The sequence below is a fragment of the Prosthecobacter sp. genome (assembly GCF_014879935.1).
Lineage (GTDB): Bacteria > Verrucomicrobiota > Verrucomicrobiia > Verrucomicrobiales > Verrucomicrobiaceae > Prosthecobacter.
The window spans coordinates 20,138-44,312 of sequence record NZ_JACSRD010000051.1 but is presented as its reverse complement, the minus strand read 5'-3'; the positions used below and the strand labels follow the sequence as shown (position 1 = coordinate 44,312).

Genomic DNA, 24,175 nt, shown 5'->3' with positions numbered 1-24,175 from the left:
CATTCCCACATGACCAAGCTCCCCGACCGACAATTCGACGTGGCCATCATCGGCGGAGGTTTTGCCGGGGTGTATTGTGCCAAGGAGCTTCTGAAACGCAGTGTGGGCTCGGGATTGCGCGTGGCCGTCATCGCCAGTGAGAATCACATGGTCTTCCAGCCCATGCTGCCGGAGGTCGTCGGCGGATCACTGGCCGCACAGCATGTGGTGAATCCCATCCGCATCATCTGCCAGGGGGCGGAAGTCTTGAAAGGCGAGGTGACGGCCATCGATCTCGCCACACACGTGCTCACGCTCGATGGCGGCGCCTGCGCACCGCATTTCACCATCGGTTTCAAGCATCTCATGCTCGCTCCAGGTGCGCATGTCGATCTCAGCCGCATTCCCGGCATGTCGGAGCACGCGTTTCTCATGCGCAATGTCGGCGACGCGATGAAACTCCGCGCCGCCATCATCAGCCGCATGGAGGAGGCGAATCTCCTCACGCACTCGCAGCAGCGGAAGGACCTCCTTTCTTTCGTCGTCGTGGGCGGCGGCTTCTCCGGCGTTGAAACCGCCGGTCAGATCCAGGACCTCATCGCCGGCGTGCTGCGCTACTATGAGAACATCCAGTCCGACGAGCCCAGCGTCACGCTCGTGCACAGCGGTGATCGTCTGCTCGGCATGTTGAGCGAAAGTTTGGGCGACTACACGGGCGACTGCCTCGCAAAGATGGGCGTGAAGCTTGTCTTCAAATGCCGCGTGCGTGCCGTGACCGCCCGCACCGTGCAGCTCAGCGATGGTGTTTCGCTCAACTGCAGCCTGGTCGTCTGCACCGTCGGCAACGCGCCGCATCCGCTCATTCAAAAGCTCGGCGCGGCAAACGCTCTGCCACTCGAACGCGGCAAAATCAGCGTCGAGCCAACCGGAGCCGTGAAGGGCGTCGAAAACGTGTGGTCGGCAGGCGATTGCGCCATGTATCCGAAACACAACGGGGGAACCTGTCCCGAGACCGCGCAGTTCGCCATGCGCCAGGGCGTGGTCGTCGGCAAAAACATCGTCGCCGCCATTGAAGGCAAAAAGCTGAAGCCCTTCACCTTCACCGGCCTCGGCGAACTCGCCACCATCGGCCACCGCAAAGCCGTCGCGCAGATCCTGGGCTTGCGTTTCTCCGGCCTCATCGCGTGGTTCATGTGGCGCTCCATCTACCTCATGAAACTCCCGGGCATCGACCGCAAACTGCGCGTCATGGCCGAGTGGACCTTCGAGCTGTTCTTCCCGCGCGACATCAACCTGCTCACGCCGAATTTCTCCTCGCCGCTTGGCGAGATGCACCTCGAGCCCGGCGACTCGCTCTTCCACTCCGGCGAACCCGCGCAATCGCTCTACGCCGTCAAAAAAGGCCGCGTGGACATCACCGACGCGCAGGGACAAATCGTGAAGACCTGCGGCCCTGGCGAGCACTTTGGCGAACGTGCATTGCTCAGCGATGGTGTCTGGCGCTTCGACGCCACCGCAAAGGAAGCCAGCGAACTCGTCGCCATCGATGGCGAGACCTTCAAAACACTCGTGAAGAGCATTGGCAGCCTCGACACCCTTTTCCGTGCCTCCGCGCAGCAGTATCATCTGCCGGAGGAGATCCAGCAGACCGTCGCCGCCATTCCCGAGGCCACACGCAGCGCCACCGCTGCGGACGTTATGACGCGCGACGTCGCCTCCCTCGAATCCAGCGCCACCGTGCAGGACGCCGTCACCGAATTCCAAACGCATCCGCACAGCACCTATCCCATCACCGATGGCGGTCGAGTCGTCGGTCTGCTGCGCCGCAGCATCTGCTACGAGTGGCTGAAGAATCACGGCCTCACCTGCGTGGACAAACTCAGCGCCCTCCCGCTCACGAAGCCCTTCTGCGTCACCTCTGACACACCCGTGCCCACACTCGTGCAAACCCTCATGCGCACCGGCGTCAGCAAAGCCGTCGTCGTCGATGATCAAAACCATCTTCTCGGCATGATCACACTGTTCGATTTGCTCAAAGGCGTGCGGCAGGCGTAGTCCGGTCGTCGCTCGACTCTCCAGAGTCGGGACGAATGTCTCCTGGAGCCGGTGATTCGGCGGCAAAAAGAACTTGGCGGGCCGACGATTCGTCGGCACTCCATAGGCATGCCCGCCCCCATCCGCGCCGTGATCTTCGACTTCGACGGCCTCATCGTTGACACTGAAAGCACCGGTTATCACACCTGGAGGGAAATCTTCGCGGAGCACGGCCACGAACTGCCCGTCGAGCTTTACGCCCAGGTCGTCGGCACCGATTTCAACACCAGCTACGACCCGCGTCGCGACCTCGAAGAGCGCACCGGTCGCGCTTTCGATTGGGAAGCCGTCGAAATCACCCGCAAAACTCGCGAGAGCGAGCTGCGCAAGCATTTGCACCTTCTCCCCGGCGTCGCCGATCTGCTTCAAGAAGCAAATGCCCTCGGCCTGCGCATCGCCATCGCCTCCAGCAGCCCGCGCACGTGGATCGACTCGTGGATGGATCAGCTCGGTCTGCACGATCACTTCCATCACATCTCCACCGTCGATGATACTGGCAAGGTGAAGCCTGATCCGAGCCTGTTCCTTCACGCCGCCGAAAAACTCGGCGTGCAGCCCGAGGAGGCCGTCATCTTCGAAGACTCGCTCAACGGCCTCCGTGCCGCCCTCGCCGCCGGCATCCGCTGCGTTGTCGCGCCGGGACCGATGACACGTCACCTCGACTTTACCGGTGCGTGGAAGCGCGTCGAGTCCCTCGCGCACGTGACCCTCAAGGAACTGATGTCATGAAACCGCTCGCCATGCTTCTGTTTGCCGCCGCAACGCTTCAAGCGGCCGATCCGGCATGGCTCACGACGGGCGAGTTTCATTGGAAGAGCACGCCGCCACTCATCACACCCGCGGAAAATGCCGCCGATCCCGATGTGGCGCTCAAAGACCCCACGATGGTGTTTCACGACGGGAAATGGTACCTCTTCGCCACGCATCGCCGCGCCTCGGGCAAGGTGGACATGCAATACCTGAGCTTCACCGACTGGAAGGACGCCGACAAAGCCACGCGCCACACGCTCGACTTCCACGATCAGTACCACTGCGCCCCGCAGGTCTTTTACTTCACGCCACATCACAAGTGGTATCTCATCTACCAGCTCGCCGATGAAAAGAAGGCGCTCAAATTCGGCCCCTACTTCTCCACCACCACCGACATCGCCGATCCGAAGTCGTGGACGAAGCCGCAGCCCATGATCGAAACGCTGCCCGAAGGCGGCACGAAGACCAAATGGATCGACTTCTGGGTCATCTGTGATGCCACCAAGGCCCACCTCCTCTACACCAGCGACGACGGCCATTTCTGGCGACGCGAAACCGCGAAGCAAAACTTCCCGCTCGGCTGGTCCAAGCCCGAACTGCTGCTCAAAGACACCAAGGAGGCGCTCTTCGAAGCCTCCTGCACCTACAAGCTCAAAGGCCGCGACCAATACCTCACCCTCATCGAGGCGCTCGGGAAAGGTCATCGCTACTACAAAGCCTGGCTCGCCGACAAGATCGAAGGCCCGTGGAAACCGCTCGCCACCACGCGCGAAAAACCCTTCGCAGCCACCGAACAGATCACCCCACTCGCCGATTGGACCGCCAGCATCAGCCACGGCGAGTTGATCCGCAGTTCCAACGACGAAACCCTCGAAGTCGATCCTGTAGCTCTTCGGTTTGTCTTCCAAGGCGTTGATGAGCAAGGCTACAAAGCGCCGAAGTACGGGAGCATCCCGTGGAAGATCGGCCTTCTCCACCTGGAGCCTCCTTTTTTCAGCGTGGAGGAACACCTCAAGCGAGCCATTCCAAGAGTTTCCCTGAAGAATGCCACTCTTGATGAGGCAATCGATGCTGCCCGTGTGTGGGAAGGCGACCCGCCGGCAGATTACGGAGACTTCTTCTCTCATTACTTCTATGCCTACAGCCCCGTCAACGTGGTGGTCTTCCCTGACAACAACAAAGACCAACCTTCGATCTCCATGGACTTGCAAGACGTGACTGTGGGAAGCGCGCTTCACCAAATCGCGGCCATGGCTGGCAAGAAACTCACTGTTCATCCGTCTGCCGTGATCTTCAGTCCTCCAAAAGCAAAAGTGCCAACTTGGAAACCCATTCCTGGATTGAATGCTGACCAAATCATCTTTCCCGTGGTCCAATTTCAAGAAGCCACTCTGGAGGAGGCCGTGGAGTTTTTTCGTGTGAAGTCCAGATTGCTCGATCCAAAAGAAACAGGGGTTGAAATCCGCATAAAGTCAGGTGTTTCCAACAAACCGATGATCACTCTGGATCTCCGACACATGCCATTGCCAGAAGCACTGACCTACTCTGCCTGGCTGGCCGGATACAAGGTGGAGGTTGTTGGCCAGGACTTTTTGCTAACACCGCTCAAGGACAACTGATCACGAACCATTCACTATGACACCACTCCCGCTCGCCGACTGGACCACCAGCATCAGCCACGGCGAACTCATCCGCTCCACCAACGACGAAACCCTCGAAATCGGCCCTGCCGACCTGCGTTTCGTCTTCCAAGGCGTGGATGAGCAAGGCTACAAAGCGCCAAAGTATGGCAGCATCCCGTGGAAGATCAGCCTCCTCACGCAGTAAAATGAATTGCTGTTGTTGGCGGCGATCCTTTAGCCTCGTTACTTTCCCAAAGACCATGCACCTCATCTTCAAAGCCACGCTCATCGCACTTCTGCTTCATGGCTCTGCCCTCGCTCAGTCGGGCGAAGTGACCATGGAGGAAAAAGTTCAGAACATCCTCTTTCCGGTCGTGCAGTTCAAAGACGCCACCCTGGAACAGGCGCTCGAATACATCCGGGTGAAAAGCCGTGACCTGGACACGATCAGCCAGCCACCAGTTCCGAAGGGCGTCTCCATTGTTCTTCGAGGTGGTGGATCGACCGACATGATCAGCCTGGATCTAAGGAACGCACCGCTGATCGAGGTCGTGCGTTATTGTGCCGAGCGTGCCGGGCTGCAATACCGAGTGGAAAAACATGCGGTCGTCCTGGCCGCCAGCTTTGAGGAGAAGCCCGCGCCTCCCGCTGCCACCCCCCCGCCGGTTCTTGGGAACGCGGACCAGATCATCTTTCCAGTCGTCCAGTTCCGTGAGGCAAGCATCGCCGCCGCGGTTGAATACTTCCGCGTCAAATCGCGTGACCTGGATCCCGAGAAGAAAGGCGTGAACATTGTTGTGAACCCGGGTGGCACGGATGCCAAAGTGGCCATCGACCTGCGGAACATCCCGCTGCCTTATGCGCTGGCTTACGTCGCCGAACTCGGCGGTTACCAACTCTCTGAGGACGGCCAGTCTTATCTGCTCACTCCTGTAGAGTCCAAGTGACTTGCCCATGACACCACTCCCGCTCGCCGATCGCTACGCACGCTTTCGCGATGCGGTGTTTTCCGGCATCGAGGAGTCGCAGTTGCCCGGCTTTGAAGGGCCGATGCCGGAGCTGGATCTGCAGAGCCTGTGGTTCGCGGGGGCGTTTGGCAGTGAATTCGCCAGCAACGATGGCCGGCAGGTCACGATCACCGACTTCGGCGTGTGGAACTCGGGTGCAGGCCCGGATTTCACGAACTGCGCCATCCGCATGGGCGATGAAACCGTGCAGGGCGACATCGAACTCGATCCTGACGCCCGCGACTGGGAACGACACAACCACAGCATGAACGCCGACTACGATCGCGTGGTGCTGCATCTGTTTTTCAGCTCGCCGGCGGAGCGTTTCTTCACACGCACGAGCCAGAATCGCGAAGTCGTGCAGGTAAAGCTCGAAGCATCGATGCTCGCGCCAGATGCGAAGCCGAATCGCGGTCTCGCCGCCGCACGCATTGGCCGCTGCGCCACGCCATTGCGCGAAATGGAGCCCGCTCGCGTGCAGTCCATGCTGGAATCCGCCGCGCAATACCGGCTCGAGTTGAAATCGAAGCGCCTGCACCGCTGTGTGGCCGCACAGGGGCGTGAAGAGGCTATTTATCAGGCGCTGGCACGAACCTTGGGTTATCGCAACAACCAGCAGCCCTTCACGCTGCTCAGCCAGCGGCTGCCGCTGAAGAAGTTGCTGAAACTGGATGCCGCAAAGCGCGAGTCGTTGCTTTTCGGCGTGTCCGGCTTTCTCGAAACCATCCGCGCGGAGGACACGGAGCCGGAGACACGGGCTTACCTGCGTCAACTGTGGAGCGAATGGTGGAAACAGCGTCATGCCTGCCTGCGCTGGCTGGATGAACGCCAACTCCCACGTTGGAAACTGGCCGCCACACGCCCGGGCAATCATCCGCAGCGTCGTCTCGGCGCCCTGGCGGCGATGTTGAGTGCGTGGCCGCAGATCATCGCCCCGCTGGCCGACGCCACGCGCTGGAGCCAGGCCGCATGGCGCGAATCGCTGCTGGCGCTCGCCCATGAGTTCTGGACCACGCATTACACGCTGATGGCGAATCCTGCGTCGAAAGCACTCGCGCTCATCGGTGAAACGCGCGTGCAGGAGATGCTGGCGAACGTCGCCTACCCGTTGCTGGTGCCAGAGCGCACGCGTTTGTGGGCCGAATATCTCGAACTCCCCGCGTTGCTCGACAATCAGAAGCTCCGCCGCGCCGTGCTGCGTCTCTTCGGCGATGACGAACGCGGCAAGGCATTCACCACCAGGCTGCATCACCAGCAGGGCCTGCTGCAGATTTACGAGGACTTCTGTCTCGAAGACGACTCCGCCTGCGCCAACTGCCCGTTCCCGGAAAGGCTGAAGGAGTGGGGATGAGTTGGTCGTTCTCGCAGCCACCATGCGCTCCCTCCCTTTCCTCGTCCTGCTTCCATCCTTCGCTCTGGCCGCTGACCTGCCCGATGTGGCGGAGGTGACCGCAGCGATGAAAAAAGCGGTCACGTATGCCCACACGCACCTCGCCCGTGAGGGCGGCTATGCTTCGTCCTACGACAAGGAGGGCAAGATCGGCGAGGTCGAGCATGGCAAGTCGCCCACGATCATCTCCATCCAGCCGCCGGGCACCACGACGATGGGGCAGGCCATTTTGCGGGCGTATCAGGCCACCGGAGATGAAGTTTTGCTCAAAGTGGCTCGTGATGCTGCCGGGGCGCTGATCAAGAGCCAGCTCGCCTCCGGCGGCTGGGACAGTGACTTCGACTTTGATCCCGAAAAGATGAAGCGATACCACCTGCGCAGCCAGTTTGACGCGGGGGACAAGGAAACCGGGAAACGCCGCAATCATTCGACCTTGGACGACAACAAGACCCAGTCGGCGATGCACTTCCTGCTGGAAATCTCCCACGTGCCGGCCTTCAAGGACGATGCGCCGCTGCAAAACGCGAAGAAGGTCGCGTTTGACGCGCTGCTCGCCGCACAACGTTCCGCCGGCGGGTGGCCACAGCAGTTCAACGGACCGGCTGATCCCTCGGCGCCGGTGTTGAAGGCCAGTTATCCCGAAACCTGGAGCCGCACTTTTCCGAAGCTCAATTACGTCGGCTACCAGACGCTGAACGACGGCAATCTCAGCGAGATCGCGAAGGTGCTCTTCCGCGCTTACGAGCTGGAGAAAGACGAGCGCTACCTCGCGTCGCTAAAGAAGCTGGGCGACTTTTTCATTCTGGCCCAGATGCCGGAGCCGCAGCCCACCTGGGCCATGCAATACGATGACAGCATGCACCCCGCCTGGGCCCGCAAGTTCGAGCCACCCTCAGTGACGGCTTACGAGAGCCTGGAGGCCATGGAGACGCTGCATCAGCTTTGGGTTCTGACCGGCGAGGACAAGTACCTCGCGCCCATCCAGCCGGCGCTGGCGTGGTTCGAGCGCTCCAAACTGCCGGACGGCAGCTACGCCCGCTTTTATGAGCTGAAGACGAACAAGCCGCTCTTTTTCGTGAAAGACACTTACGAGCTGACTTACGACGATAGCAACCTGCCCACGCACTATTCCTTCAAGGACGACCGCCAGGACGACATCGACCAGTTCAAAAAGAAGCTCTCGCAAGATCGCGAGGAACTGCTGCGCAAACTCGGCGGCCCGCAGACGCCGAAGGAATGGATGAGCCGCGCCAAAGGGGCCGCCGACAAGGCCCGCCGGGCCGTCGAATCCCTCGACAGCGAAGGCCGCTGGCTCAAAAACGATGAGATCGACGGTGCTGAGTTCACCAAGAACCTGAACGCCATGGCCACCTACGTCGAGGCGCGGAAGAAGAGCGGGCAGTAAGGCCCACGGGTCCAGAAGCGGTTTCGAAGCATCCATGGCGACTACGCTTGACCGCATGCAGTGACCACCGCAGCATGCGCGGCCCATGAATCCGCCGACCACCATCGCCTGCCTCGGGCCTGAGGGGAGTTTTTCGCATCTGATCACGCAGATGCGCTTTCCCGGCGTGGCGGTGAGCCTGCGGGACAATGTGGGCGATGTGTTTGACTTCCTCGCGTCGAATCCGGCTGCGCAGGGCATCGTGCCGATCGAGAATTCGTCGGGCGGCTTCATCATCGACACCGTGGACCGTCTCGTGGATGCACGGTGCGCGATCCACATCGTCGAAGAATTGACGTTGGATGTGAAACTGGCGCTGCTGGGCCAGGAAGGGGAGAAGATCGTCTCCATCCACTCGCACGCGATGCCGTTCTACCACGGTGATGAATGGCTGAAGGTGCATTATCCGGACGTGAAGCGCGTGGTGGAGCCAAGCACGGCCAAAGCGGCGGAAAAGGCCGCGATCACGCCCGGTGCGGCCGCCATCGGCCCCCGGCAGAACGCGGAGCGGCATGGCTTGCAGATTCTGCATTTCCCCATCGCAGGCGAGGTGCCGAACATCACGCAGTTTTATCTCATCGGGCATGTGGCGAACACGCCCTCGCTCGAACACAACCGCACGGCGCTGATTGTCGAGCTGCCAGACCGTCCGGGCAGCCTGTGCCGCTTCCTGACGCCGTTGAGCGAGAACGAGATCAACCTGAAGCGTCTCGAGTCACGCCCGATCCGTGGCCAGCCGAACAAGTATCGCTTCTACATCGAGATTGAAGGCTCCGAGGCTGATCCACGCGTGCAGAAGGCGCTCGAGCAGACGAAAGCCGATGGCGCGACGATCCGCAGCGTGGGGTCGTATTCGGCGGAGCGGAGATTTGAGTCGTGAAGTGATTGAACGCGAATAGCCACGAATGATCCGCGAATGAACTCGAATAGCCGTCCTGCCATTTGCGTTCTCTGGAATTCGCGTGAATTCGCGGCCATTCCGAAACATTCGCGTTAAAACCAATGCTATCCATGAAACCCCTCATCCTCACCTGCCTGCTGGCCTTGTCGGTCAGCCTCAATGCCGTCGAAACCATCTCCAAACGAGCGAGCGAGATCGATCCGCGTGCCAAGGAGCATCCTGAGATCGACTTCGTGTTTACGGACAAGAAGGGCAAGCCGCAAGACATGCAGAACGCGAGCGTGGACCTGAGCGTGAAGCCGCAGGGGAAGCTGGTGATCTGGTTGATGGGGCACAACGGGGCGTTGTTCGAGCGGCTGAACAGCTACGGGCTGCACGCGATCCAGGTGCATTACGCGAACAAGTGGTTCGGCATCATTCCACCGGCACGACGCGATGATGGCAAGACTTTGGGCGACATCCGTCTCGAAGCGGCGACGGGCGAGGATCACAGCGACCTCGTGAGCATTCCGCAGCCGGACGGGATGATGGAGCGCGCGTTTCAGTTCGTGAAGTGGCTGTCCAAGGAGCACCCGAAGGGAAAATGGAAGCAGTTCCTGAGCAAGGACGGCAAGGGCCTGGACTGGGACAAGGTGATCGTGTCCGGCTCGTCCCATGGGGCGACGACCTCGGCGCGGTTTGCGAAGCATCAGAAGGTGGACCGGGTGGTGTGCTTCTGCGGGCCGCGGGATCAGCTCGAAAGCTGGCAGTCGCTGCCCTCGGCGACCCCGGGGAACCGCATTTTCGGCTTCAGCCATGTGCTCGACAGCGGCTGGACGGGCGACCACTACTGCCGCTCGTGGGAGATGATGGGTCTGAACGAGTTCGGACCGATCGTGAACGTGGACAAGGTCGAGTCGCCGTTCCAAAACACGCGCCGCCTCATCACGGACGCGGATGTGAAGGGTGATGACAAGCGTGCGCACGGTGCGGTGACACCTGGGTCTTCCGTGAAGGACAAGGATGGCAAATTCATCCACGAGGCGGTGTGGAAGTACCTTTTCAATCATCCCGTGGACCAAACCGGCACGCCGACGCCGCCCGACGCGGATTGTGAGAAGGATTTAAAGAAGTGAACCCGTTGTCCCCGCCCTGCCAGTCAACCCCAACCCTTGATCCTCCATGTCTCTCTCGATCCGTTCCCTCTCCATCGCCGCAGTGCTCAGCCTCGGCGCTGTTTTGAATGCCGCTGACAGTCCCTTCATCGGCCGTTGGGCGCTGACGATCCCGGGCGGGCGTGCCGGCTGGCTGGGCGTGGAGGAGAAGGATGGCAATCTGAGCTCCAGCGTCCTCTGGGGCGGCGGCAGCGTGGTGCCGACGACGAGCACGAAGGTGGACGGCGACTCCTTGATCGTGATCCGCGAGCAGAAGAACAAGGAAGGCAAGGTCACGACCGAAACGATCACCGCCAAGGCCGAAGGCGATGTCCTGAAGCTGACGACCTCGAAGAAGAACCCGGCAGGCAAGGAGATCGGCAAGCTGGAGGAGTTCACCGGGATGCGCATTCCGGCGGTTCCAGCCGCACCGGACCTCTCGAAGGTGAAGTTCGGCGATCCGATCCAGCTTTTGAACGGCAAGAACCTCGTCGGCTGGCGTTTGATCGACGAGAAGGCCGACAACGGCTGGAGCGTGGTCGATGGCGTGCTGCAAAACCGCGTGGTGAAGACAAAGGACAAGCATTTCGGCAATCTGCGCACCGACGCGGAGTTTGAGGACTTCAATCTGAAGACCGAGGTCCGCACCCAGGAAGGCAGCAACAGCGGCATCTACCTGCGCGGCATTTATGAGGTGCAGGTCATGGAGAGCTTTGGCAAGCCGCTGGACTCCCACCACATGGGCGCGCTCTACAGCCGCATCACGCCGAGCGTGAACGCCGAGAAGCCGATCGGCGAGTGGCAGACGCTCGACATCACGCTGGTGGACCGCCACCTGACCGTGGTCCTCAATGGCAAGACGATCATCGACAACCAGCCCGTGCTCGGCTGCACCGGCGGTGCGATGACGAGTGACGAGTTCAAGCCCGGCCCGATCTTCCTCCAGGGCGACCACACCAACGTGGACTACCGCAACATGGTGCTGCGCCCGGTGGTGAAGTGAGGCACGGGAGCTGAACGAGCTTGATCTTCATGAAAGCGGGGCCGGCGACGGTTCCGCTTTTTCGTTTTAGCCACCGAGCCGTTCCAGGGCGACTTTGATGGCCTTCTGGCGGTTATCGACGCCGAGCTTCTTGAAGATGTGTTCCGTGTGGCGGTTCACCGTGTGCAGGGTGACACCCAGGATCAGGGCGATCTCCGCGTTCTTTTTTCCTTCGCAGATCCAGACCATGACCTCCGCCTCACGCTCGGTGAGTCCGAGTGTTTGGAGACGTTCGGCGGATACTTTGAGGCTGTCCTCCCGCACCAGCAGGAAGTAGTGGTCCCCTTTGCACCGGGCGAAAGAGAGAACCACACGGCTGTCGCCCTGATGGAGTTCGAGTGGTGTCGCGCCCATGCCGTCATCCGCCACCACGCGCTCCAGCCAATGCCGAACCGCCAGCGGCAGCAAGTAATGCTCACCACCTGGCATGCGTTCCAGCGACCGGCCAAAAAACCAGTGCGCAGCCCGTTCGCCCTCCAGCACCTCCCCTTTGGCCGAGGCGACAATGAGTTCGCACAAGACAGCGGGTGGAACAAACTCATCAGCCGGAGCTGCCGGGGCCATTTGGGTCGTTTTGCCGATGATCGAACTGTGCTGTGGCGGCCCCTGCGTGGAGTTGCAGAAGAGCAGGCGGTGGTTGGCGATGCGGATTTCGTCTCCATCGCGCAGTTTCCGGGCGTTGGTCAGGCGAATACCGTTCACCAGAACGCCATTGCGACTGCCGAGGTCATTGACCCACCAGTCATCATTCAAATTCAGCAGCAAGGCATGGCGTCGGGACACCTGTACATTGTTGATCTGCAGGTTGTTGTCCGTCCTGCGTCCGATCACGCAGGGACCATCGAGCAGCAGCATGCCGCTACCCCATTTCAAGCAGGCCTGGCTCTTTTCAGCCGTGGTGGACGCCAACATGGGCCGATCTAGCGCGAGTTTCTGCCCTCCGCAACTCACCTTCCGTGCCGCCGGCCATTGGCAGTTCTGCCAATAGCGGGTTTTTCGGCCCTGAGCCAGACGTGGTGCCCTTTCACCCCGTCGTGTCATGAAATCCGAGCTTTTGGACCCCATCCAGGCCTTCCCTACCCGGGATCGCATGACTGCCTGCGCCACCTCCACCACGGCTGCGTGCAAGCCGGGTGTCATGGGCCCCCAGCGCCCTTTTTGCATGCTTTGCATTCACTGCCCGAAGTGCGCGGACAATCCCCATCAAGTGACCTGTCCGTTATGTGCCGCCTGCCGCGCGTGTGACATGCACAATCGGGCCAGATGACGCCATGAGGGATTCCCTGTCTTCCACGCCCAGGGAGCGCTGATTTTGGGGTGCGAACTGCGATGCGGTGCTGGTACGGCCCCGGTCAGTCCGTTTTAGTCTGCAACCACCCCTTCGTCATGAACACGATCCCTGACTCCTCACGTCAGGCGGCCTCGTTTCGACAGACCGCCACTTCCCAGAACGCCCCGGCGCATTTGGTGAACCGCAATCTCCACCGTGTCTGGCAGCTGCGCCGGATGCGGGCCACGCTTCTCAGTCCATATCGCAAAGCCATTCGGCCCCTGCTGGTCTGGCTGCGCCAGGACCACGTCTTCGTCGCGGGCGGCTACCACGGCGCGCCTCCGGTCGGGGTGAAGCTCGGCCAGTTCGGCTGGGAAACGCTGGCGCTCACCGTCCTGCTGGCGCCGGTCGCGTTCATCCTGCTGCTGCCGTTGCTCATTCTCATCTTCCCAGTGGTGGTGATCATTGGCCTGGCCTGCATCATCGTCGCGTCCATGGAGACCGACGATGAGGAGGCGGAGCACCATTCGCTGGCCTGGCATGCGATGAACTGACAGCGCAAACCGTGCCCTCAAGCCACGCGCTGCTTTTTCATCACCCGATACACCAGCCACGCGGCGATGTTGATCACCGCCATGGCCGCGAGCAACTGCGCAAAGGTGGACGCCAGGCTGCCCTTGCCCAAACCGCTGCCCACGAGACTGAAGGCCACGTTCAGCGGCAGATAGCCCAGCGCCGTGCCCAGCAGGAAACGTGAATGCCGCACCGGCGTCATGCCGAGCAACACGTTCAGCACGAGGCCTGGCACCATGAGCTGACGCACCCAGAACACCCGCATGATCGAGGGCTTTTTGAGCAGCTTCTTCAGCCAAGGCCACCTCTCCGCGCGTGACTCCGCCGCTCGGCGAAATCCATGACGCGACAAAACGAACGCGCCATACGAGCCGCACGTCGATCCGATCAGCGATAGCATCAAGCCTTCGCCAAAACCGAAGATCAGCCCTGCTGCGGCGCACATGGGCAGTCGCGGCACGCCCAGCATCACCACGATGGCACAGGCCACGACGAAGATGCCATGCGCCATCCAGCCAAACTCGCGCACAAGACCCTTCCACGTCTGCACATTCGTGATCCAGGCCTTCAGCGGCGTGAAATGCGCCAGCGCCATGAACGCGGCCACCATCAGCACCGCCAGCAGCACCTGCCGCGTCTCCTTGTTCAGGGCACGCGACGTCTCCTGCTCCACTTCCGTGGCAATCGCGACATCGAGCTCTTCCGGCTCCTGCGTGGGATCGTCAGCCATCGGCGGTTATTGCAGCTTCCACAGCTTCGCATCGCTGCGCACATAGATCGCGCCGTCCGAGATCGCCGGCGTGGTCAAAACGGTCTCCTTCAAGTCGATCTCCTGCACCACTTTGCCTTCTGGAGCCTCAGGATCGATCGATTGGAAACTGCCGCGCTCACTCACGATGTAGATGCGCTTGCCCGCCGCGACCGGCGAACCGCTGAACGGCCCCTTCAAGCGCAGCTTCCACGCTTCATCGCCATTCTTTGCGCTTGCCTTGATCAGCACGCCCGCGCCATTCACCACGTAAAGGTGATCACCCAGCACCAGCGGGCTCGCCGTGCCGGGATTCAGCTTCTCATTGCGCCAGAGCTGCGTCACCGAGCCCTTCTCTGGAGACAGCGCCGTGATGCCCTTCGACACCGCGTAGAGCAGATCACCATGCACCACGCTCGATGGGATCGTGCTGGCACCGTCTTCGTAATTCCACACCGTTTTGCCGGTCGCAGGATCGACGCCGAGGATGCCCTTGCTCGATTGCAAGGCGGCCACGCCCTTCCAAAGCGTCGCGCTCGTCCAGTTCGCTGCCTTCGGGCGCTCCAGCTTCCATTTGTTGCGTCCTGTGGCCACATCGAGGCCGGCAGCGAAGGATTCACTGTCATTCTCGCTCTGCACCACCAGCGTGCCGTCGATCACCACTGGCGACTGCGACATGCCGAGGCTGTTGCTCGCGTTCGGATAGTCAAACGTCAGTCCCCGCAGCCACAGCAGGTTGCCGTCGAGATCGAACGCGAACAGGTCATTCGATGAAAACAACGCGAACACCCGGTCACCATCGCTGCACGGCGTGTTCGCGGCCACGCAGGTCTTGTTGTGTGACATCGTGCGGCCCGTCGCGCGCATCGCACGCTCCCAGCGCTTCGATCCATCCTTCGCGTTGAAGCAAAACACATGCAGCGTCTCCTGGCCGGGGCCGCTGGAGCAGGTCACAAAGACCTTGTCGCCCACCACGATCGGCGCTGACAGCCCGCGACCCGGCAGATCCGCCGTCCACGCGATTTTCAGCTCCTCCGCAGGCGCTTTGGCGTCTGTGGACACCGCCGTGGCGTTCGGTCCGCGAAATTGCAGCCAGTCAGCCTTCGCCAAACCCGCCGTCAGGCACATCAAAATGCAAATCGAGATCGTTTTCATGGTCATCATTCGGTTAAATCATTACTTCGCGGCCACAATCGCCGTTCCTGTCGCATCGCACACGCGGAGCTGGAATTCCCACTCCACGGTCCATTGTTCCGTCTGCTCATTCTGGCAGCACTTCACGAGGATCGTGTTCTTTCCCTTCTTGAGCTGACAGGGCAGCTTGTACTGATCGAGTTTCGCGCCGCGGTGATACTCGTCGCGGGCAAACAGTAGCTCGCCATTCAGCCACACCTTCCAGCCATTCTTGCAGCCGATGCGGATCTCCGCCGCGCGATCCTCGGTGCTGAGAAAATCCGTCGCCGCATAGCCCACCACGCTCTTCTCCATGCCGAAGGGCTTGTTGAAGTCGATCTTGCCGTACTCGTCCTTGCTGGTGAAATCGACCCACTTTGCGTCCTTGCCCTTGCCTTCGTAGCTCGCATCGAACTTCAGCCCATTCTCCGGCGGATACACCGTGTCGAAGCCACTGCGGTCCGCGTTGCTGAAGGGCGCGATCATCTTCCAGCTCATCAGGAAGCCGAAATGGGACGGCAAATCCACCGTCTGGCCCAGATCACGCAGTTTCTTGGCCAGCGTCTTGATCTGATCCTCATCACGCGCCCCGCCGAGCCCCTTCTGATAAGCCACGATCGCCGCCTCCTTGTCCTTTTTCTCCATCGCCGCATCACCCGCCTCGATCAGCTTCGCCACCGGATGCCGCCGCAGATCGCTGCTCACGTCATTCAGCAGCGTGGGCGTCAAATCCTCCGCCAGCTTCGCGTCCGCACGATGGATCAGGTCAAACGCCACCACACGCGCGCCCGGGCTGTTCGCCGTGTCCTTCAAAAACGCCACCAGCGAGTCCACCGGCATCTTCTTGGCCTTCAGCGCGTCATCGGCGATCACGCCCACCGCCGCACGCAGCCAGTTTTCCGCCAGCGGATTGGCGCCATTCATGCCCTTGAGCACTTCCGGCAGCGATTGGGCATCCGCCTTCACGATTTGCTGCCACGCCTTGCCTGCGGCCTCATTTCCATCGCCTTCCTTCTTCACGGCTCGCAGAGCCTCGATCGGTTTCGACAAATCCTCCGCCGCGAACAGCGGCAGACCGGCGACGGCAAACAGTAGGGCGGGAGTCAGTTTCATGGAAGAGCGGCGGATGCTTTCACAAAGAACGCCACCCGCCAAGCGGCAGTTTCGACATCCGGCCGAATCACTGGGTCATCGGTGACTTCAACGCGAGGCTGTCACCGCCGACGCTTCACTCTGAAATACCCCAGCACACTGGCCGGATGGCGAACGCAAATCTGAATATGTGTGCGCTCCAGAAACCCCGCCGTCTCATACAGCGGCGTCCCTTCCGGAAACGCCGCCCGCACGGTGTCGAAGTCTGGCAGGCCGGTCTCCATGCGATGCCGGTGCAAAAACTGCACCACCGCGCAATCCAAATGCCGCAAGGCAAGCTCTCCGGCGACCAGCCGGTTTTGCGGCATCACGGTCCCGGCCTCCGCGTAGATGGACTTCAGCCGTTCATGCGCCTCACGAACCACGCGAATAGACTCCGCCTGCATCAGGTCCAGACAATTTCCCATCTGAATCACCGCGCCGATGACAAACGGCTCCGCAACCCTGGCGCGGCTTCTCCGGCCATGTTTCCAGACCGTACGTGCCCAGTTCAAAGCACGTTCAGGGTCGTTTTCCCAGAAATAGATGCCGTCGCCCAGCCAGTCGTAGTCATTCGTGCTGATGTGCAGCTCGGTATCACCAGCCAGCACTCGCTCCCCCGTCTCCCGGTCGCAGCCATGATAGCCGATGTGGATGGAGCTGTGGGTCATTGCCGCATTCCTCAGTCGTTCCGGTAACGCTTCGTCGGCTTGCCGCTTTTGGTCACCAGTCCCGCGCGTACGAGAAACGCCAGCGCACTCTCCTTGGATTTGATGATCTCCTTGTGGTGCTTGCGCAGGATCGCGAGTTCCTTGTCGGTCTCCTCCTTGCTGCGTGGATAAGTCGTTGTCATGGCATGACGTTAACCACCCGGACTGCTTTTCCAAGCCTGAATTGGGGCGCCCAGATTCTCGAAGGATCATCACCGCCCCGGTCGTTCCCGTGCGATCATGCGCCTCCTCGTCGCCCTCCTTTCGTCATTCCTCATTCTGGTTTCGTCATTGCCCGCGGCGCAGCCGAACATCATCCTCTTTCTCGCCGACGACCTCGGCTACGGCGACCTCGGCTGCTTCGGCCACCCCATCATTAAATCGCCCAATCTCGACGCTTTCGCGAAACAAGGCGTGCGCCTCACGCAGTGCTACAGCGGCAGCGCCGTGTGCAGTCCCTCGCGCTCCGCCCTGCTCACCGGCCGCACACCGCATCGCAATGGTGTTTACACCTGGATCGCCGAAGGCGCGGAGGTGCATCTGCGCACCAGCGAGATCACATTGCCCTCTTTGTTGAAGAAAGCTGGCTACAGCACCTGCCACAGCGGCAAATGGCATCTCAACGGCCTCTTCAACAACCCCGCGCAGCCCCAGCCCGGCGACCACGGCTACGACTGGTGGATGGCCACGCAAAACAACGCCGGCCCCTCGCATGAGAACCCCAACAACTTCGTCCGCAATGGCCAGCCCGTCGGCCAGATGCAGGGCTACTCGGCGCCGCTCGTCGTCACCGAGGCCATCACCTGGCTCAAAGAAAAGCGCGACGCGTCGAAACCCTTCTTCCTCGCCGTCTGGACCCACGAACCGCATTACCCCATCAAATCCGATCCGAAGTTCAAAGCGCTCTACCCCGACCTCACCGACGACGTGCAGCGCGAGCATCACGCCAACGTCACCCAGATGGATCACGCCTTCGGCATGCTCATGAAGGAGCTCGACGAGCAAAAGCTGACCGACAACACTTTCGTCTTCTTCACCTCCGACAACGGCCCCGAAGGTGACGGCATCAAATCACCCGGTCGCGGCAGCAGCGGCGGCCTGCGTGGTCGCAAGCGCGATCTGCACGAAGGCGGCATCCGCGTCCCCGGCCTCGCCCGCTGGCCCGGAAGGATCAAACCGGCCAGCACCAGCGATGTCCCCGTCATCGGCAGCGACCTTTTGCCGACCGTGCTCGGCATCACCGGGGTCGCACTGCCCAAGGACCGTGTCCTCGACGGCGTGGACATGCTTCCCGCCCTCACCGGCACCGCCACGAAGCTCGAACGGCCCCAACCGCTCTTCTGGCGTCTCCACATGGCCCCGAACGCCAAGATCGCCATGCGCGTCGATGACTGGAAAATCCTCGCCAACGCCGAACTCACCGAGTTCGAACTCTACAACCAACTCTACAACCTCAAGGATGATCCCCAAGAGACCACCGACCTCAAAGACAAGGAATCCCAACGCTTCCACGAGCTGAAAGGCCGGCTGCTTGAAACCAATGCCAAGGTCGAGGCCGACGGCCCCGACTGGTGGAAGCGCCTCAGCCCCAACGGCGGCAAGCCGAAAGGACCGGAAGAAGCCAAGAAGAGGAAAAAGAAGAATGAGGTGAAGTAGCCAACGAACTCATGCGCAGGCCGTTTCTCATTCTTCTCTCATGCGTGGCCTGCGCCGTGTCCGCAGCGGAGCCGCCTGGCATTGAAACCGCCGTGCAGCGCGGCCTCGCCCGCATCACCACCGCAGCCAGTGACTGGCCGAAGCACAAAACCTGCTTCTCCTGCCATCACCAGACGCTTCCCATGCTCAGCATGACCGAGGCCAGTGCCAAACCCGACGCCGTCTGGCTCCAAACGCAGTCTGGCATCACCCACGCTTATTTTGAGGAGCGCATCGACGACATGCTCGCGGGCGATCACGTCCCAGGCGGCGCCACCACGACGGGTTACGGCTTCTGGGCACTGCAAATGGCCCGTGCGCCCGCCGATGCCACCACCACCGCGATGGTGGCCTACACGCTGAAAGTGCAGGGCAAAGCCCGCCTCAAAGGCGGCGACTCCGCTGGTCTCACACGTCTCGAAAACGGCCGCTGGACCACCTCCTGCCGCCGCCCGCCCATGCAGGGCAGCGATGTCGCCGACACCGTCCTCTCGCTGCGCGGCATGCAGCACTACGCCACGCCGGAGCAGCAGTCCGCGCTCGAAAAATCAAAGGCCGCCGCCTTGAAATGGCTCGCTCAAGCGCGACTCGAAAGCCAGGAGGACCGCGTCTGGCGCTTGTGGGGCCTGCACCACCTCGGCGGTGATGAATCCACAAAAAACACCGTCCGCGAAGCCATCCTCAAAGCGCAGCACGCCGACGGCTCATGGCCGCAGGCCGCCGATCTGCCCGGCGATGCCTTCTCCACCGGCCAGACACTTTTCATGCTGCTCAAAACTGGCCTCGCTCCCGAGCACGCCGCCATTTCACGCGCTCGCGACTGGCTGCTGCGCACGCAGCATGCCGACGGCTCCTGGCTCGTCGACTCCCGCGTGAAAAACAAAGTGCAGCCCTACTTTGAAAACGGCGATCCGCACGGCGAGCACCAGTTCCTCTCCACCGCCGCCACCGCCTGGGCCGTCGCCGGTCTCGCGCAGTTTGTCCAACCCAAGTAGTCCAAGTTGGCCTGCCGTCAGCACTGCAGGAAGTATTTTTCCTCGGCGGTGACACCATCGCCATCCTTCTTGAGCTGGAGCAAGGCCGCGCCCGTGCCGTAGCCGGACGAGGTGAACACGTAGTCGTCCCACACCAGCGGCGTCGGAATGTTCGCCGTTCCATTCGCCACCGCGTTGTAGGTCCACAGCGTTTTGCCATCGCTGGCACGCACGCTGACCAGTCCGCGGCCCACGAGCGTGAGGTACTGCTTCACACCGCCGCCGTTCGAGATCACCACGCCGGTGTAGCCAGCACCGTCCTTGCCACGCGTGCCCACATCCGCCGGGAGCGACGACTTCCACTTCACCTCGCCCGTCTTCTTGTCCATCGCGGCCACGATGCTCTCATTGCCGCCCGGAACGCCGATGACGAGATCACCATCGACGAGCGGAGACTCGCTGAAACCCCAGCCGCTCATGATCTGGCCGCCGAGATCGGCCGTGTAGCTCTTCCGCCAGATGAGTTCGCCGCTTTTCGCATCGCAGCAGGCCAGGATGCCGTCCTTGCTCACCGCGTAAACGCGTTCGCCGTCAAAAGTCGGCGCACCATTCGGCTGGTCACGCTTGTCGCACATCACCGTGGTCCACACTTCCTGCTGCGTCTTCAAATCGAACGCCGTGATCGACACGCCCTCCTTGCGGTTGCCGACGACAAACACGTGGCCGTTGCCCACGGTCACCGAGCCCATGCCGCCGCCTGCGCCCTTGATTTCCCACAGCAGCTTCGGGCCGTCCGCAGGCCACGATTTCATCAGGCCGGTCTCCGTTGAGAGGCCATCGCGGTTCGGTCCGCGAAACTGGTGCCAGCCGCCGACGGCCGCGAGGGTTTGAGCCGTGGCTGAAAAATCCGCTGCCACCAGTGAGGCGATGAGTAAGAGGCGTGTGTTCATGCGCAGGCGCAAACGCTGCTCCAGCCGTCCTTTTTCCGGCTGCGGCAAATTTGCCTGCAAACTCGACAGCGCGCAGATCAGGGCCACTATGCGCGCCCAAATTCCCGCATGCTCTCCGTCAACAACGTCAGTAAAACCTACGCCGGCCGCACTCTCTTCAGCCAGGTGTCGTTCCACATCAATCGTGGCGAGAAGATCGGCCTGATCGGTCCGAATGGAGCGGGCAAATCGACGCTTTTCTCACTGCTGCTGCGGGATGCGGAGCCGGATGACGGCAAGGTGGTCATGGAACGCGGCATCACCTTTGGCTTTCTGCCACAGGAGAGCGCTCCCATCGATGATGTCACGGTTTTGGAACTGGCGACCGGCCACGTGGACGAGCACAACCGCTGGGAGGTCGAGCCGAAGGCGAAACGCATCCTCAGCGGCCTCGCGTTTCGTGAATCCGACTTCGAGCGCAATGCCCGCACGCTCAGCGGTGGCTGGGTCATGCGTGCGCATCTGGCCCGCCTGCTCGTACAGGAGCCCGATTTGCTGCTCCTCGACGAGCCGACGAACCATCTCGACCTGGAATCGCTGATCTGGTTCCAAAGCTACCTCCAGGGCTACCCCGGGGCGATCCTGATGATCTCCCATGACCGCGAGTTTTTGAACGCGCTCTGCGACAGCATCCTCGAAGTCGCCCACAGCAAGATCACGCGCTACACCGGCAACTACGACGACTACCTGCGCGAAAAAGCCGCGCGGATGGAGCAGATGCAGGGCGCGTATGACAACCAGCAGCGCGAACTGGCCAAAATGCAGGCCTGGGTGGATAAATTCAAAGCGAAGGCCAACTTCGCCTCCCGTGCGCAGGACAAGGCGAAGATGATCGACCGCATCGAGAAGATCGAAGCGCCCGTGGCCGATGCGAAGACGGTCAAATTCCGCTTCCCGCAGCCGCCGCGCAGCGGTCAGCGTGTGATCCGCATGACGGGCGTGGACTTCGCCTATGGCCAGACGCCCGTTTACAACGGCCTCGACCTCGAAATGGAGCGCGGACAACGCACCGTGCTCGTCGGCCCGAACGGCGCGGGCAAATCCACGCTGCTGAAGCTTCTCGCGGGCGCTTTGAACCCGCAGGCCGGCAATCGCGAACTCGGTCACAACGTGAAGCTCGGCTATTTCGCCCAATACCGCGGCGATGTGCTCAACATGCGACACACCGTGCTGCAATCCGCCATGGATCTGCCCAGCCGTCCCGGTGAAAACCTCTGCCGCACCCTGCTCGGCTCCTTCTTGTTTCATGGCGACGATGTCTTCAAGCCCGTCGGCGTGCTCAGCGGTGGTGAAAAGAGCCGCCTCGTGCTCGTGCGACTGCTGCTCGATCCGCCGAACTTCCTCCTCATGGACGAGCCGACGACGCATCTCGACATGGGCAGCATCGACGCCCTTATCAACGCGCTCGAGCAATACGAAGGCACGCTCGTCTTCATCAGTCACGACGTTCACTTCATCCGCCAGATGGCGAAGCAGGTCCTGCACGTGAGCGCCGGCGTGATCACGCCCTACGCCGGCGATTACCAATACTACCTCGACAAAACCAAGGCCGGCAGCGCCCGCGAAGCCCTCACCGCCACGCTGCACAACGCCCAGCCGACAGCCTACACCGCCCCCGCCGTCCGCGAGCCGCCGAAGTCGAAGGAGCAAAAGCGTCTCGAAGCCGAAGCCCGCAACGCCCGCAGCAAGGCCAAAAAAGACGCCGAGCAACGCGTCACCAAAATCGAAGCCGACCTCGCCACGCTCGACAAACGCAAGCACGAGATCGTCGAGCTTCTCCAAGACGAAGCGACCTACGCCGACGCTGTGAAATTCCGCGACCTCAGCGCCGAACTCGAAGCCGTGGAGCCCAAAATCGCGAAGCTGACCACGGAATGGGAGAAGGCGGCGGAAGAGGTGGAGAAACTGGCAGTGGGTTGACGGAAGCCCGATTCAGCCGCCAAAACACGTCCGCTACCTGGCTGACAGCGTGTGAAACACGATCTGCGAGGGATTGCCGACGGGCGTGTAGTGGCCGGTGAAGGTGAGTTTGCCGGTGCTTTTGTCCGCCTGGAAGGTGGCGATGTGGTCGGCGCGCTGGTTGCAGCAGTGAAGGAACTGGCCGGAGGGATCGAAGGTGAAGCTGCGCGGGTAATCGCCACGCGTCCACTCCTCGGTGACGTAGGTGAGCGTGCCGTCCGCGCCGATGGCGAAGATGCCGATGCTGTCGTGCAGGCGGTTGCCGGCATAGACGAAGCGGCCGTCGGCGGAGACGAGGATCTCCGAGCAGAAATTGCTGCCGGCATAGCCAGGCGGCAGGCTGGAGATCGTCTGTCGCGCGGTGAGGCGGCCGTTTTGCGGATCAAAGTCGAAGAGCACGATGGTGGAGCCTTCTTCCTGGATGCTGTAGAGCCAGCGGCCATCGGGATGAAAGGCGAAGTGGCGCGGGCCATCGCCCGGCGGGAGGGAAATGGAGGGGGATTCGGCTGGTGTGAGCTTGCCTGTCTCCCCGTCAAACTTCCACACAAGGATCTGGTCGAGGCCGAGATCGACATGCAGCACCCATTTGCCGGAAGGATCGGCCTCGATCATGTGCGCGTGCGTCTGATCGTGGCCGCTGATGGCAAAGCTGCCCGGCGCGGCATTGGTGGCCTTTGTGGGGCCCACGGTGCCGCTGTCTTTTTTCACATCGGTGGCTTCGCCGAGGCTGCCATCGGGCTGGAGGGGCAAAACGGCCACGGAACCGCCGAAGTAGTTCGCCACGAGCACGAATCTGCCGTTCGGATGCACGGTGAGATGCGCCGGACCTTTGCCGCCGGAACGCACGCTGTTGAGGAGCTTCAGTTCGCCGGTGGCGGGGTCGATTTTAAAGGCGCTGACACTGCCGGACTCGTCATCGCCGAGGCGCTCGGTCTCATTCCCGGAATAGAGATGTGTCTTCGCGGGATTCAGCGCGAGGCAGCTCGGGCTGGTGCCCATTTCGACGACGCTGAGCGGCGAGAGCCTGCCGGTGGCGCGATCCATTTCGAAAAGGTGGATGCCGCGGCCATTTCCAGGCGGCAGATCGACCTGGGTGGGCCGCATGTTCTTCAAAGGCGAGGTGTAGGTGCCGACATAGGCGACGAGTTTGCCCGAAGCATCAGCGGCCTGGGATGAAAGTGCGGGCGCGAGCAACGCAGCGGCGGCGGATTGCAGGAAGAAACGGCGGGAGGGCAGGGAGTCAGACATGCGTGGTGACAAACGGCTTTCGAGACGGGGCTCATGCAGCGCTTCCGCTTCAAAGCGGACGCGACAGGGGCTCTTGACGCCCATGAGATCATGCGGGCATGAAACTCTTGCTGGAACCTTCCGTGGCGAAGTGGGTGATCATCGCCGTGCTCGCCGCGCTCTCGGTGTGGACCATGATCCTGTGCAGCAAGCCGCTGCGCGATGCGGGACTGAAATCCATCATCGCCTTTGAAACAGTGATGGATCCCGGCGAGGCGAAGGCGCTTTGGCAGACGGTGCTAAGCGCTTCGGATGGATCCAACCAACTGGTAATGTGTCATAGCTGAGGTTGGCTTAGTGACGT

At 61.5% G+C, this 24,175-nt stretch carries 23 protein-coding genes; 15 read left to right on the top strand and 8 right to left on the bottom strand.

The annotated features are described in order from the left end of the window. Nucleotides 1-9: 9 nt before the first annotated feature. The 10 genes from IAE77_RS01300 to IAE77_RS01255 all read left to right on the top strand — a co-directional run bounded on the left by IAE77_RS01300 (nt 10) and on the right by IAE77_RS01255 (nt 11,323). Nucleotides 10-2,034: an FAD-dependent oxidoreductase gene (locus IAE77_RS01300; protein WP_294220676.1), complete on the top strand. Its 2,025-nt coding sequence runs from the start codon at nt 10-12 to the stop codon at nt 2,032-2,034. A gap of 108 nt (nt 2,035-2,142) precedes the next feature. Beyond that, nucleotides 2,143-2,802 carry an HAD family hydrolase gene (locus IAE77_RS01295; RefSeq protein WP_294220674.1) on the top strand — a complete coding sequence of 220 codons (660 nt, stop codon included), beginning with the start codon at nt 2,143-2,145 and terminating at the stop codon, nt 2,800-2,802. Then, a complete protein-coding gene (locus IAE77_RS01290; RefSeq protein ID WP_294220672.1) occupies nt 2,799-4,442 on the top strand; it encodes a non-reducing end alpha-L-arabinofuranosidase family hydrolase in 1,644 nt (547 codons plus the stop codon). Before IAE77_RS01295 ends, IAE77_RS01290 begins: the two co-directional genes overlap by 4 nt. A 16-nt stretch (nt 4,443-4,458) precedes the next feature. Further along, a complete protein-coding gene (locus IAE77_RS01285) occupies nt 4,459-4,650 on the top strand; it encodes a hypothetical protein (protein ID WP_294220669.1) in 192 nt (63 codons plus the stop codon). 55 nt (nt 4,651-4,705) lie between these two features. Next, complete coding sequence (locus IAE77_RS01280; RefSeq protein WP_294220666.1) at nt 4,706-5,392, top strand: hypothetical protein; 687 nt, start codon at nt 4,706-4,708, stop codon at nt 5,390-5,392. 7 nt (nt 5,393-5,399) lie between these two features. Then, nucleotides 5,400-6,803 (top strand): DUF2851 family protein, encoded by a 1,404-nt coding sequence (locus IAE77_RS01275; protein WP_294220663.1) that lies wholly within the window; start codon nt 5,400-5,402, stop codon nt 6,801-6,803. 22 nt (nt 6,804-6,825) lie between these two features. Beyond that, nucleotides 6,826-8,247 carry a pectate lyase gene (locus tag IAE77_RS01270; RefSeq protein ID WP_294220659.1) on the top strand — a complete coding sequence of 474 codons (1,422 nt, stop codon included), beginning with the start codon at nt 6,826-6,828 and terminating at the stop codon, nt 8,245-8,247. A gap of 85 nt (nt 8,248-8,332) precedes the next feature. After that, nucleotides 8,333-9,166, top strand: a complete 834-nt coding sequence (locus IAE77_RS01265; protein WP_294220656.1) for a prephenate dehydratase domain-containing protein — start codon at nt 8,333-8,335, stop codon at nt 9,164-9,166. A 122-nt stretch (nt 9,167-9,288) separates the two neighbouring features. Continuing rightward, nucleotides 9,289-10,302 carry a hypothetical protein gene (locus tag IAE77_RS01260; RefSeq protein ID WP_345780946.1) on the top strand — a complete coding sequence of 338 codons (1,014 nt, stop codon included), beginning with the start codon at nt 9,289-9,291 and terminating at the stop codon, nt 10,300-10,302. Between the two features lie 46 nt (nt 10,303-10,348). Beyond that, complete coding sequence (locus IAE77_RS01255) at nt 10,349-11,323, top strand: DUF1080 domain-containing protein (protein WP_294220652.1); 975 nt, start codon at nt 10,349-10,351, stop codon at nt 11,321-11,323. A 66-nt stretch (nt 11,324-11,389) separates the two neighbouring features. On the opposite strand, the gene IAE77_RS01250 is transcribed toward IAE77_RS01255, so the two are convergent. Then, nucleotides 11,390-12,274: an FHA domain-containing protein gene (locus IAE77_RS01250; RefSeq protein WP_294220649.1), complete on the bottom strand. Its 885-nt coding sequence runs from the start codon at nt 12,272-12,274 to the stop codon at nt 11,390-11,392. 474 nt (nt 12,275-12,748) lie between these two features. On the opposite strand from IAE77_RS01250, the gene IAE77_RS01245 reads away from it, so the two are divergent. Next, on the top strand, nt 12,749-13,186 hold the full coding sequence (locus IAE77_RS01245) for a hypothetical protein (RefSeq protein WP_294220646.1): 438 nt from the start codon (nt 12,749-12,751) through the stop codon (nt 13,184-13,186). A 17-nt stretch (nt 13,187-13,203) separates the two neighbouring features. Here the strand turns inward: IAE77_RS01245 and IAE77_RS01240 are convergent, their stop codons facing one another. The 5 genes from IAE77_RS01240 to IAE77_RS01220 form a co-directional block, all read right to left on the bottom strand. Continuing rightward, complete coding sequence (locus IAE77_RS01240) at nt 13,204-13,935, bottom strand: VTT domain-containing protein (RefSeq protein ID WP_294220643.1); 732 nt, start codon at nt 13,933-13,935, stop codon at nt 13,204-13,206. A gap of 6 nt (nt 13,936-13,941) precedes the next feature. Next, the gene (locus IAE77_RS01235) at nt 13,942-15,108 is read right to left on the bottom strand and encodes a PQQ-binding-like beta-propeller repeat protein (protein ID WP_294220640.1); all 1,167 of its coding nucleotides are present in this window, start codon (nt 15,106-15,108) and stop codon (nt 13,942-13,944) included. Nucleotides 15,109-15,129: 21 nt separating this feature from the next. Next, a complete protein-coding gene (locus IAE77_RS01230; protein ID WP_294220638.1) occupies nt 15,130-16,239 on the bottom strand; it encodes a hypothetical protein in 1,110 nt (369 codons plus the stop codon). A 101-nt stretch (nt 16,240-16,340) separates the two neighbouring features. Next, entirely contained in the window at nt 16,341-16,928 is a 588-nt protein-coding gene (locus tag IAE77_RS01225) for a hypothetical protein (RefSeq protein WP_294220636.1), read from the bottom strand. Between the two features lie 11 nt (nt 16,929-16,939). Continuing rightward, the gene (locus tag IAE77_RS01220) at nt 16,940-17,110 is read right to left on the bottom strand and encodes a hypothetical protein (protein ID WP_294220634.1); all 171 of its coding nucleotides are present in this window, start codon (nt 17,108-17,110) and stop codon (nt 16,940-16,942) included. A gap of 97 nt (nt 17,111-17,207) precedes the next feature. Here IAE77_RS01220 and IAE77_RS01215 point away from each other — a divergent pair, with 97 nt between their 5' ends. Together IAE77_RS01215 and IAE77_RS01210 are read left to right on the top strand one after the other, a co-directional pair. Beyond that, nucleotides 17,208-18,623, top strand: a complete 1,416-nt coding sequence (locus tag IAE77_RS01215) for a sulfatase-like hydrolase/transferase (protein ID WP_294220631.1) — start codon at nt 17,208-17,210, stop codon at nt 18,621-18,623. An 11-nt stretch (nt 18,624-18,634) separates the two neighbouring features. Continuing rightward, complete coding sequence (locus tag IAE77_RS01210; RefSeq protein WP_294220629.1) at nt 18,635-19,657, top strand: prenyltransferase/squalene oxidase repeat-containing protein; 1,023 nt, start codon at nt 18,635-18,637, stop codon at nt 19,655-19,657. A gap of 17 nt (nt 19,658-19,674) precedes the next feature. On the opposite strand, the gene IAE77_RS01205 is transcribed toward IAE77_RS01210, so the two are convergent. Continuing rightward, complete coding sequence (locus tag IAE77_RS01205; protein ID WP_294220626.1) at nt 19,675-20,586, bottom strand: PQQ-binding-like beta-propeller repeat protein; 912 nt, start codon at nt 20,584-20,586, stop codon at nt 19,675-19,677. A 108-nt stretch (nt 20,587-20,694) separates the two neighbouring features. Between IAE77_RS01205 and IAE77_RS01200 the strand changes: the two genes are divergently transcribed. Then, nucleotides 20,695-22,545 (top strand): ABC-F family ATP-binding cassette domain-containing protein, encoded by a 1,851-nt coding sequence (locus IAE77_RS01200; protein ID WP_294220623.1) that lies wholly within the window; start codon nt 20,695-20,697, stop codon nt 22,543-22,545. A 33-nt stretch (nt 22,546-22,578) separates the two neighbouring features. On the opposite strand, the gene IAE77_RS01195 is transcribed toward IAE77_RS01200, so the two are convergent. Beyond that, entirely contained in the window at nt 22,579-23,832 is a 1,254-nt protein-coding gene (locus tag IAE77_RS01195; protein WP_294220620.1) for a lactonase family protein, read from the bottom strand. A 98-nt stretch (nt 23,833-23,930) separates the two neighbouring features. Here IAE77_RS01195 and IAE77_RS01190 point away from each other — a divergent pair, with 98 nt between their 5' ends. Then, on the top strand, nt 23,931-24,158 hold the full coding sequence (locus IAE77_RS01190; protein WP_294220617.1) for a hypothetical protein: 228 nt from the start codon (nt 23,931-23,933) through the stop codon (nt 24,156-24,158). Nucleotides 24,159-24,175: the final 17 nt, after the last annotated feature.